6 protein-coding genes and 2 pseudogenes are annotated in these 12,016 nt (G+C 34.1%); 3 read left to right on the plus strand and 5 right to left on the minus strand.

Annotated features, from left to right (window positions below):
- A pseudogene (locus tag BMX53_RS05920) lies at positions 1–300 on the plus strand (IS4 family transposase); the annotation flags it as partial.
- A 23-nt stretch (positions 301–323) separates the two neighbouring features.
- On the opposite strand, the pseudogene BMX53_RS05925 reads toward BMX53_RS05920, so the two are convergent.
- The 5 genes and pseudogenes from BMX53_RS05925 to BMX53_RS05945 form a co-directional block, all read right to left on the minus strand.
- Positions 324–1,415: pseudogene (locus BMX53_RS05925) on the minus strand (peptide MFS transporter); the annotation flags it as partial.
- Positions 1,416–1,955: 540 nt separating this feature from the next.
- Entirely contained in the window at positions 1,956–3,593 is a 1,638-nt protein-coding gene (locus BMX53_RS05930) for an MFS transporter (RefSeq protein WP_074745084.1), read from the minus strand.
- 191 nt (positions 3,594–3,784) lie between these two features.
- Positions 3,785–5,323 carry a peptide MFS transporter gene (locus BMX53_RS05935; RefSeq protein ID WP_063176870.1) on the minus strand — a complete coding sequence of 513 codons (1,539 nt, stop codon included), beginning with the start codon at positions 5,321–5,323 and terminating at the stop codon, positions 3,785–3,787.
- 39 nt (positions 5,324–5,362) lie between these two features.
- Positions 5,363–7,132, minus strand: a complete 1,770-nt coding sequence (locus BMX53_RS05940) for a peptide MFS transporter (protein ID WP_063176869.1) — start codon at positions 7,130–7,132, stop codon at positions 5,363–5,365.
- Between the two features lie 80 nt (positions 7,133–7,212).
- Positions 7,213–9,378, minus strand: a complete 2,166-nt coding sequence (locus BMX53_RS05945) for a S9 family peptidase (RefSeq protein WP_063176868.1) — start codon at positions 9,376–9,378, stop codon at positions 7,213–7,215.
- A 213-nt stretch (positions 9,379–9,591) separates the two neighbouring features.
- Between BMX53_RS05945 and BMX53_RS05950 the strand changes: the two genes are divergently transcribed.
- Both BMX53_RS05950 and BMX53_RS05955 read left to right on the plus strand, forming a co-directional pair.
- Positions 9,592–10,908 (plus strand): hydroxymethylglutaryl-CoA reductase, degradative, encoded by a 1,317-nt coding sequence (locus BMX53_RS05950; RefSeq protein WP_074745086.1) that lies wholly within the window; start codon positions 9,592–9,594, stop codon positions 10,906–10,908.
- Entirely contained in the window at positions 10,908–11,828 is a 921-nt protein-coding gene (locus tag BMX53_RS05955; RefSeq protein WP_074745088.1) for a GYDIA family GHMP kinase, read from the plus strand. Before BMX53_RS05950 ends, BMX53_RS05955 begins: the two co-directional genes overlap by 1 nt.
- Positions 11,829–12,016: the final 188 nt, after the last annotated feature.

The following is a 12,016-nucleotide window of genomic DNA, read 5'->3' on the forward strand; positions in this document are numbered from 1 at the left end:
TTTGATATTCAGATAGCGCAAACAACTATTGTGTTTATACAGTATTTACTCATAAGTATCCGTTATAGAATGGAAGCTTATGAAACTATTGGAGGTCTATTTAAAGACCTCAAGCAAGATTATATTGAAAACAAATTGAACGTTAGATTATTAGCTGTAGTAGCCTTAATACTTGATGTTTTGGAAAAACTAGTAGAGTCTATTGATATTCATGATATTACAACTAAAATAATTGATAATATTGAATCTTTTGGACTTTTATCCAATAATTATCACTTTAAATATCAGGCTACTACGTGAAAGTAAATTGGTGCGAAACTTGAGTTAAATAATAGTGCTTTGTCACCAGACAGAACTCGCTGTGTGTTATCACGTGCGAAGATGATTAACGATGTAGCTCCTTGCTCAAACGACATCCAGAAGAATATGGTAAAGAAAGCAAAGATGATAACCGCAATCATACGATCTCTAACTACTTTAGCATATCTCACTATACGCGATATAATTAACCACATCAATATTAATAGTCCTGTGACAACTACAACTGCTTTACCATCCATCCCAAATATCTCTGCTGGGAACAATCTAATCTTACCTACGATATAGAATACATCACTAAAGGCATATAAGAATCCAATGATAGTGGTAATAGCTATTAGTATATAGTCTAGTGTTGTAAATGGATTGCGTTTAAGTTCATCCTGTTGAGCAGGAGTTAAGTCTTTTGTGTCTATAGATGTTTCTTCTTTTACTTCTGTAGATTTATTAGGAACATCGCCTATAGCTCCAAATATAGGTTTAGCAAACCAGAATTGTAGAGTACCTAGTAACATGAAGATACCTGCTAATCCAAATCCATAGTGCCATCCGATACGCTCTCCAATGTATCCACATAGCATCATACCAAAGAATGCACCTGCATTAACTCCCATGTAAAATATAGTATAAGCTCCATCTTTTTTCTCAGGGAATGATTTGTACATCTCTGATAGGATAGAAGTCATATTTGGTTTAAAGAATCCTGTACCTACTACTAGTAGTACTAATCCTAGATACATAAAGAATTCTGTTTCTAATGTCATAGAGGCGTGTCCTAGCGTCATTATTAATGAACCTACAACAACTGCCCATCTATAGCCTATATATTTATCAGCTAGTATACCTCCGAAGATAGGAGTAATATATAGTAGCATTGCATAAGTAGCGAATATAGCTCCAGCATCTACTACGCTCATTTCCCATCCAGGATTAAGCCCAATAACTGACATCGTTAAGAACTGAATAAGTAATACGCGCATTCCGTAGAATGAAAATCGCTCCCACATCTCTGTGAAAAATAGAACGAATAATCCTGAAGGATGTCCCAGAACTTTGCTATCGAAGAAATTCGGTCGTGCAGAAGTAGAGTTTTCCATGTGTTTAATAAATAGTGTAATTAAGTTAGTAATAGTCGATTACTATTGATGTTGTAATCTTGTCATAATGGCTAAAAATAGTAAAATAAACTTAAGTTTAATTGTTTTAGTGAAAATTATAAGCGGTTTTTATTGACAGAATGATATTTTTTGCTGGATTTATTTGATTATTGACAATTTTAGGCTTGCAATCGGTGATGTATCAAGAAAAGTGTAAATCAGAAAAGAGATTAACTGATAATATGATAATAATTAAGTAGTTGTGTTTTTTTAATGATGGCCTAGTGAATAGAGGTAGTCTATATGCAAATAAACTATAGAAGGAGCTGTTATTTTTTGGAAGAGTCCAATAGTTGCGACCATAAATGGTCAAAACATTCATAGTAGCTCAAAGAGGTCACTATTAGAATAGTGTTGAGGTAGAAGAGGTAGTTTTGTGTAGTGATTAATTCACCAACGTTCTTTGAATTATTGTTTTGAGATATAGGCATAAAAAAACACCTTAGTCTCTTAAGGTGTTTATATATCTAGAATTTTAGATTATTTTTTTTTCTTTTCGATAGGTCTAATAACCAACCTGTCATAGATCACTAAAGTGATTACTGAGAAGATACCAATAGCGAAGATTACATACCATATTTTATTAGGGTTATAAGTATTCCACAGCATATCTACCATTTCCCAGTGAGATAAACCTAGTTTTTGTTCTGCTAAAGCGAAATATTCGTTCTTAGAGAAAGGGAAGTGTACTTGGCTAATATCAATACTCTTTGATACCGCAAAGTCTTTGAACGATTGTATAACAGTAGGCCAATCTACAGATTCAGCTTTAAGGTTAAACTGTTTTTCGAATGCTGAGATAGACATATTAAGGGTCTTAGCACCTTGTTCGATAAACTGCTCATGACTTACTACTTCAGGCATTGGAACATTACGAGTAGCCATCTCTGTTTTTAGTAGAGATAATTTGTCTGACCAAGATTGGTATAAGTTTCCTGATATAAAGTCTGTAACGAAGTAACTAGCAGCAACTGGTAAGAAGTATGTTCCTTGGTATAAACCATCTTTTCCTTTAGGTGTAATCAACGAGATGAATGAAGATACTGTAGGACTAGACATCATCTCTCCGATAGAGAAGATCATAGTCCCTAAGATTGTGAACAAAGGATTGTGTGTATAGAACGTTAAACCTACACCAATACTTGCTATTAATGCTCCTCTGATTACAGCATTGATATGACGCATCTTAGTCACGAAGTATGAAATAGAGACTTGACAAATGATAATCATAAACGAGTCAATATTAGTAAACCACTCTGGTTTTACTTGACCATCTTGTGTAAGTAATGTCCCTAAGAAAGGTACATTTTCATTAATCCATTCACTTAACACAGCAGAGTTAACCCAGTCTTCGATGAAGTTAGGAAGTGTATTAAATAACTGGTTAAACATGGTCCAGAAGCCAATCATTAACAATAATAGAATTCCTAAACGTACATCTTTTAGAGCTTCGAATATACCTAATACAGAATCTTTAATAGCTTTACCGATAGAGTCTTTAGGCTTTTCTACTTTCGATTCTTTGTAGAAAAATAATACCACAATTAGATTAATAGCAATTACAATGGCTGCTTGTATAAAGATGATTTTCCATCCATAAGTAGTACGTAATCCTGATGACATTGCAGGACCGATAAACCCTCCGATGTTAACCATCATATAGAAGATACCAAAACCTAATGTACCAGTAGATTCATCTGTATTACTCGCAATAATTGCTGATGCTACAGGTTTAAAGAATGCTGCTCCTACTGCAACTAATAAGAATGCTGCATAAACATTAGTAAATGCTGTTACTTCTCCTAAAAGATAATAACCAGCAATCATAATGATAAAGGAAATAATCAATGAAATCTTGTAGCCTATACGGTCAGCGATAACTCCAAAAAATAGAGGGAGAAAGTATAAGATACCTACTACACCTCCCATGATACTACCCTTCTGTACGTGGTCAAACCCAAGTCCTCCCATGTCAGTAGAACCTACTAAATAAAGGCCTAATAAAGTGTAGATACCATACCATGCCCACCGTTCCATCAGTTCCATAAAACTGGCTATCCAGAAGTTTTTATTGAATGATCTTACAGTTTGTCCAAATGTTTTATTATTCTGCGACATGGGATTAGGTTGTTTAAAATTTAAAGGGGTTAAGTTAAGTCCTATATTCTATTCTGCAATGGATGAGAACCAAAAATTTGCTATTCAAATAGAAATATTGATGTAATCGGAGTAATTAGGATAATGTATTTAGATATAAAAAAAGCGCCTTAGTTACCTAAGACGCTTTATATGATAAGTGAGTAGAAGTATTATCTAACTTCTTGCATTAGTTTTTTCATCAATGGAGAAAGTGCAATTAACACAACTCCTGCTATTACAGCATATAGACCTAAGTCTTTATATCCTTCTGTATAAGATATTAATGCGTCATAGTTAGGGTGATTTCCTGTTGCTTCTTCACTAAGGTGAGAAGACATAGATGCTCCTATAATTCCTGCTACATACTGTCCGTATGCACTAGCTAAGAACCACATACCCATCATCATTCCTTGTAAGTTAGCAGTAGATAGTTTAGTCATAATCGAAAGACCGATTGGTGATAAACATAACTCTCCTAATGTGATGATTAATAAGGCAAATGTAAAGAAATCTAAAGAAGTCATACCAGCAGCATCAGCAAATAATCTTGTTGCGAATAGTGCGTAATATCCAGCTCCTAATAGGATAAATCCTAGACCGAATTTCATTACTGTATTAGGTTCAATCTTTTTCTTAGCCATCCAGATCCATAATAGACCTAAGATAGGTGCGATAAAGATGATGAAGAAAGCTCCTCCAGAGTTGTTCACTCCATTAGGATCTAAATGCATACCTAATAATTCTGGTGTTAAGTTTTTAGCTGCGAAGATACTTAGTGACCCTCCTGCTTGTTCGTAGATACCAAAGAATAATACTGAGAAGAAAATAAATACTAAAGCAGCGATAATTTTCTTACGCTCAGAAGAATTTAATTTAGTCATCTCGTAGAATAAGTAGATTAATGCTGCAGGACCTACAGTGTACATAAAGTAAGCTGTATATTCTGTGTTATCAATCATAAATACAATAACAGGAACCATACAGAAAGTTAAGATATATGTACCTACTTCTTTCCATAAAGGCATTCTTGTTTCTGTACCATCTTTAGCAACTTGTTTTGGTTGTAATCCGATAGGACCTAAGTGTCTTTTAGTAAAGATGAAGTTGATTAAACTGATCAACATTACAAAAGCTGCTAAACCAAAAGCAACACTCCAGCGGTGGTCGTGTCCGATAGTATCTGCAAAGAAGTGACCTTTACCAATAGCGATACATACGTATCCTCCGATAAGTGCACCTAAGTTAATCCCTGCGTAGAATAATGAGAATCCTGCGTCTGTACGCTCATCTCCTTTTTTGTATAAGTATCCTACCATTGTTGAGATATTTGGTTTAAAGAAACCTGTACCAATAACAGTAAAAGCAATACCTACAAAGAAGTATGCGTGTGGGTCAATTGCAAGAATGATACTACCTAAGATCATCATTGAGCCTCCCCAGAAAAGAGATTTACGGAAACCTAAGATTTTGTCAGCGAAGATACCTCCTAAGAAAGTAAATGCGTACACGAATGCTTGTGTAGCTCCGTATTGTAAGTTAGCTTGTGCTTCTCCAAAGTGTAGTTGGTCGATCATAAAGAAAACCAACATTCCTCTCATTCCATAGAAGCTAAAACGCTCCCACATCTCTGAGAAGAATAAGCTCCATATTTGTTTCGGGTACTTACCCGAAAAATTCTGAATCTCTTCTAATGTCTGTGTTTGACTCATTTTTTTATTTAATTTATTATTGTGCAATGCACAGTGTTCTTATCGAACACCATGCATTAGTTTTTTCAATAATGGGTTCACTAACATTACCATTACTGCAGCTGCAGCTGGAATTAAAGTGAATAAGAAGAAGAAGTGACTAAGAGAGTATTCTTCTTTGATATTTTCGATTTGTCCCCCTAAGATAGCTGCAAATTTCTGTGCAATAGCAAGAGCTAAATACCACATACCAAACATAAATGCAAGCATTTTACCAGGTACTAATTTAGAAACATAAGATAGTCCTACAGGTGAGATAAATAATTCTCCTAAGGTATGGAATAAGTATGTTAAAATTAGGAATATGATTGACATTTTTACTCCTTCAGTAGCTCCCATAGAACCTAATCCTAAGATTAAGAATCCGATAGCTACGAAGATTAATCCAATACCATACTTGAATGCAGCTGGTGGATTATATTTAGAATCCCATAGTTTAGATACTGTAGATGCTAAAGAAATAATGAAGAATGAGTTCAAGATAGAGAACCAAGATACAGTGATCTCAGAAACCTCTTTATTGAATTCTGCGTTCAACATATAGATAGCCATAGCCCAGATACCAGCAAAACAAATGAATAAAATCACATTAGACATTGCAATTTTAGACCATGTAGCTTTAGCTAATAATACTAGTACCCAAGATATAATAAGTAATGGAATAACTGTTAAACATGTATTGATAATGTTGAATGCAAGTAATGCTGTTCCTTCTAAAGATCTATCTACATAGTCTCTAGCTACTAACACTAATGATGTAGCTCCTTGTTCGAAACTCATGAAGAAGAACATTAGGAAGAATGCTAATAAGATTACTGCAAACATTCTATCTCTAATTACTTTTCCGTAACGTAAAATACGTGAAATCACCAAGTATAAGAAGGTAACTAAGGCAATGATAGCCATCATGTTTTGTCCTCTTAACGCTTCGGTATCTAAGAATGCAAATAAGTCTAATACACCATTTTTAGATAATGGGTCATTAAATGCATATAGTAAACCAATAACTGATACAATACCAATTAAGATGTAGTCAACTAAAGTGTAAGGGTTTTTAGTTTCTTCATCTTCTTTGATTTGCTCTGGTGTTTTAGCTACAGTAGTGTCTACTTTTTTAAGTTCACCTAAGTCTCCCATTAATGGTTTTGCTAACCAGAACTGAATAGTACCTAAAAGCATGAAAATACCTGCTAATCCAAATCCATAGTGCCATCCTTGTGTTTCTGCAAGGTAACCACAAAGCATCATTCCGAAGAAAGCTCCTGAGTTAACTCCCATGTAGAAAATAGTATAAGCACCATCTTTTTTGTCTGGTAATGATTTGTACATCTCTCCTAAGATAGAAGGCATATTCGGTTTAAAGAAACCTGTACCAATCACAAGACAAGCAAGACCTACGAAGAACCATAATTTAGAAATTCCTTCTGCAGCCATAGATGCGTGACCTAAAGTCATAATGATTGCTCCTACAATAACAGCCCAACGTGAACCGATGTATTTATCTGCAATCACTCCTCCTAAGATAGGAGTAAGGTATAATAACATGGCATAAGTACCATATAAAGCACCTGCTTGTTCTGCTGACCAGCCCCATCCAGAGAATGCATCTCCGAAGATAACTTTAGCAGTTAAGAATTGAATTAATAGGACTCTCATTCCGTAGAAAGAGAAACGTTCCCACATTTCTGTAAAGAACAGAACGAATAGACCTGCTGGGTGACCAAGCACCTTTGATTTAAATAGATCTGAGTTAGCTGTTTCTGCTGACATTTAAGTAAATATTAGTTTGTTTTAGTTCGTACATATTGGTGATATAGTACTTTGGTTGGTTTTGGTTGTAAGGTTTTGGCTTATAAATTGTTTAAGATGAAATTAGTCATCTTAGTGTATAATTGTAATCTAGTGTTACCTCCTGAGATACCATGGTTTTTGTCTGGGTAGATTAACCAATCGAAATCTTTGTTCTTTTGAACTAATGATTCGATCATTGCCATAGCGTTTTGTACGTGTACATTATCATCAGCAGTACCGTGGATAAGTAAGTAACGACCTTTTAGCTTTTCAGCATGTGTGATAGGTGAGTTATCATCATATCCTTTTGCGTTCTCTTGAGGAGTAGTCATATATCTCTCTGTGTAAATGCTGTCATAGTATCTCCAATTAATAACTGGTGCTACAGCGATAGCCATTTTAAACACATCATTTCCTTGTAAAAGAACATTTGAAGACATAAATCCTCCGTAACTCCATCCCCAAATACCAATTCTGTTAGTATCTACATAAGATTGAGTACCTAGGTATTTAGCAGCGATGATTTGATCATCTACTTCATATCTACCTAATTGGTTTTGAGTTACTTTTTTGAAGTCAGCTCCTTTAAATCCAGTTCCTCTACCATCTACAGTTACTACTATATATCCTTTTTGAGTAAGCATAGCGTGCCAGTAGTCATTAGAGTCATTCCATTTATCTGCTACAGACTGTGAACCAGGTCCACTGTATTGATACATAAATACTGGATACTTCTTAGAAGGATCAAAGTCTTTAGGCTTCATTACCCAAGCATTTAATTGTAATCCGTTTACAGTTGGGATTTGGATAAACTCTTTAGTAGGTAAGTTGTACTCTACTAGTTTGTTTTCTAATTCTTTGTTGTTAAGAATTTCTTTTACCACTTTACCACTCTTAGAATTCTTTAAAGTGTATGTAGGAGCAGTTGTGTTAGAAGAATAGATATTGATAAACTGTTGGAAGTTAGGGCTAAAGATAGCGTTGTTAGTTCCTAAGTTATCAGATAATTTTTGTTTGTTTTTACCATTAAGGTCTATTGAGTAGATACCTCTATAGATAGAACCTTCTTCTACAGATTGGTAGTATAATTTCTTGTTTTTAGCATCTATACCATAGTAATTAGTTACTTCCCAGTTACCTTTAGTAATTTGGTTTACTAATTTACCTTCTTTGTTATAGTAGTATAGGTGATTGTATCCATCTCTCTCACTTTGCCATACGAAGTCGTTATTGTCTAAGAAAGTAAGTGTATTTACATCTACATAAGCTTTATCTTTTTCGTTTAAGATAAGTTTCTTGTCTAATGTAGTTCCGTCGATAAAGAATATCTTAAGGTCGTTTTGATGTCTATTGATAACCTGAGCACTTAAGTACTTGCTATCATTCGTCCATTTAATTCTAGGAATATAGAAATCATTGAATTCGCTTAGGTTTACTTTCTCTGTTTTACCTGATTTAAGGTCAAAGATGTGAATCGATACTAAAGAGTTCTTTTCTCCTGCTTTAGGATATTTAAATTTATCTTGAGTAGGATATAGACCAGTTCCATAGATATCCATTGAATATTCTGGTACATCAGTCTCGTCAAATTTTACATAGGCTAATTTGTCTCCATCTTTGTTCCAATCAAACATACGTACGATACTGAACTCTTCTTCGTATACCCAATCAGAAATACCGTTAATGATATGATTCTTCTTACCATCATTAGTGATTTGTTGTGTTTTTTGAGAAGCTACGTCATATACAAAAAGGTTGTTTTGATATGCATAAGCGATCTTAGTACCATCATTAGAGAATGTAGGTTCCATAATTTTATGGTCTGCTACTTTTACTAATGTGTTTTTAGTAGGATTGTACAAATAAAAGTCTGCTAAAGCTGAACGACGGAAGATAGAAGTAGAGTTAGTACCTATCAATATTTGCTCTTCTTTGTGATCAAACACATAAGTGTCGATAGACTTTATATTTTGAAAAGCACTAGTAGAGAAGATAGTCTTTGCTTTCTCTAATGTTTCAAAATTGTATAAGTTGATTTCTTGTTGGTCTTTAGCAATGCGTTCAATACGAGTGTATTGATTTGATTTTTCCATCGAATTGACAGATTGCATTACTTTAGTTCTGAATGTACCATTCCAAATTTCTTCTTGTTGAATTTGCCTCTGAGCAACTCCAATTTGTGTGGCGATGATACAAAATAGTAAGGTTAGGTTAAGGTGTTTCATTGTGTATTTAATCGAAAAAACTTCCAATTTTAATGAAAAAATATGATTTACACCAATTTATTTTTTGAATAAGGCAAAAAAAGCTTAATTCTATTGACGCTATATTGGTAATAAATTTCATAATATGATAAACAAAAAGTACTAATAGCTGTTTTTTTAGTTTTTTTAACCTTGTAAGAATGAGTTATCTTTGTGGCATAAACAAAAATAAAGATGGAAGGTAATATTAATGGATTCTCTAAGCTGAGTAAACGTGACAAAATCAATTGGATAGCACAAACGTATTTTTCTAATTCTACAGATATCGTTGAATTAATAGAACAATATTGGAATTCAGATGAAGAATTACAGAAACTCCACGATGAGTTTATAGAGAATACAATCACGAATTTTTATTTGCCTTTTGGTGTTGCTCCTAACTTTAAGATAAACGATAGATGGTACACTGTGCCTATGGTTATCGAAGAGAGTTCTGTAGTGGCAGCAGCTTCTAAAGCTGCAAAGTTTTGGTCTGAAAGAGGAGGTTTTAAAACAACTATTCTTGGAACTGAGAAAATAGGTCAAGTACATTTTATATATAAAGGTGATAAGAATAAACTAGTTGAGTTTATCAAATCGATAGATAAGAAGTTCTATGAAGATACCACTTCTATTACGCAAAACATGCAAAAGCGCGGTGGAGGTATCTCTGCTATAGAACTGAGAGATAAAACTGCGGATGTAGATAATTACTATCAACTGCATGTTACTTTTGAGACAAAAGATAGTATGGGGGCAAACTTCATTAACTCTTGTCTTGAGCAAATCGCTAAAACTTTAAAATCTGAAGCTCTTAACCATATTGCATTTACTGATGAGGAGAAGGCAATAGATGTAGTGATGAGTATCTTGTCTAACTATGTGCCTAATTGTGTGGTTAGAGCTGAGGTGAGTTGCCCTATAGAGGATCTTAAAGGAAAAGATATTAAAGAACCACAATTATTTGCAGAGAAGTTTGTACAAGCTGTGCGTATTGCAGAAGTAGAACCTTTTAGAGCAGTAACCCATAATAAAGGTGTGATGAATGGTGTAGATGCTGTAGTGTTAGCGACTGGTAATGACTTTAGAGCTATCGAAGCCGGAGTACATGCTTATGCTGCACGTAATGGGCAGTACAGTAGTTTATCACATGCAAGTATAGAGAATGGTATCTTTAGATTTTGGATAGATCTACCACTAGCATTGGGAACTGTAGGAGGATTAACTTCTTTACACCCTATGGTAAAGGTAGCTCTAAAAATGCTTCAAAGCCCTTCTGCTACTGAATTAATGCAGATTATAGCAGTTGCAGGTCTAGCACAAAACTTTGCAGCTGTAAAATCACTTACAACGACTGGAATTCAGCAAGGACATATGAAAATGCACTTAATGAATATATTAAACCAATTTAAAGCTAATGATGCTGAACGAGTAAAGGTAGTAGCTCACTTCGAGAAACACGTAGTAACTCACAGTGCAGTAGTTGAATTATTAGAAAGTCTTCGTAAATAATGATACAAGAGTATTATAGCAACGGTAAGCTTCTTATATCAGGAGAGTATGTAGTACTAGAAGGAGCAAAGGCTTTTGCTCTTCCTACTCAATATGGTCAATCTTTATCAGTTAAAGAGAATAGTAGTAATATAATTTCTTGGACTAGCTATGATGTAGATGGACAAGTGTGGATGAAGGAAGAGGTAGCGATTTCTGATATATACGGTACTGAGAGTATACCTGATGGAAGTAATTACTATCAAACCTTAGTAGAAGTATTGAGAGCTGCTCATAAACAGAATCCTGCTATATGTGTAGAGAGCAAAGGTTATGAGGTAGTTTCTAAGCTTACCTTTCCTCGTTTGTGGGGATTAGGTACATCTTCTACTTGGATCAATAATGTAGCTCAATGGTTTGATATAAATCCTTATCAATTACTACAAGAATCCTTTGGAGGCAGTGGTTATGATATTGCATGTGCTCGCTATAATACAGGAGTTTTTTACACCCTAACAGATTTATATAATCCCAAAGTTGAATTAATAGACTTTAAACCTCCATTTGCAGATAATATATATTTCGTTTATCTCAATCAAAAGAAGAGTAGTAAGGAGGCAATAGCCAACTTTAGAGCACAGAAATCTTTGATTAGTGAACAAGTAAAACGCATTTCAGAGATCAGTGTAGAGATGAGTATGTGTACAGAGCTAATTGATTTTATGAACCTTATGAATGAACATGAGGCTGTTATGAGTCAAATATTAAAAGTACCTACTGTGAAAGAAAGCTTATTTAACGACTTCAATGGTTCTATTAAAAGCCTAGGAGGATGGGGTGGTGACTTCGTAATGGTTGCTACCACTGAGAATCCAAAAGATTATTTCAAATCTAAAGGATATGAAATAATGATAAAATACACAGATATGATAATTTTTTAGAAGTTTAACTTCTATTTTAGATTTAAATGCAGTACTTTTAAGCTTTCATAATATAGTATTTTTAAGATTACAACTTATTAGATTCATTAGTAGGATTTGATGTTTAAGTAAGTCTATCATTAATTAAAGAAGAGGCATAAGTGCTATGTTTTGAGTACTGATTTAAGTAATGATTATTAGATTCTACT

Origin of the sequence: Myroides marinus (assembly GCF_900109075.1) — a bacterium.
In the GTDB taxonomy this organism is placed as follows: domain Bacteria; phylum Bacteroidota; class Bacteroidia; order Flavobacteriales; family Flavobacteriaceae; genus Flavobacterium; species Flavobacterium marinum_A.

Coding starts and splice junctions, on each gene's coding strand:
- BMX53_RS05930 (WP_074745084.1), bottom strand. CDS start 3,593: ATGTCGCAGAATAATAAAACATTTGGACAAACTGTAAGATCATTCAAT.
- BMX53_RS05935 (WP_063176870.1), bottom strand. CDS start 5,323: ATGAGTCAAACACAGACATTAGAAGAGATTCAGAATTTTTCGGGTAAG.
- BMX53_RS05940 (WP_063176869.1), bottom strand. CDS start 7,132: ATGTCAGCAGAAACAGCTAACTCAGATCTATTTAAATCAAAGGTGCTT.
- BMX53_RS05945 (WP_063176868.1), bottom strand. CDS start 9,378: ATGAAACACCTTAACCTAACCTTACTATTTTGTATCATCGCCACACAA.
- BMX53_RS05950 (WP_074745086.1), top strand. CDS start 9,592: ATGGAAGGTAATATTAATGGATTCTCTAAGCTGAGTAAACGTGACAAA.
- BMX53_RS05955 (WP_074745088.1), top strand. CDS start 10,908: ATGATACAAGAGTATTATAGCAACGGTAAGCTTCTTATATCAGGAGAG.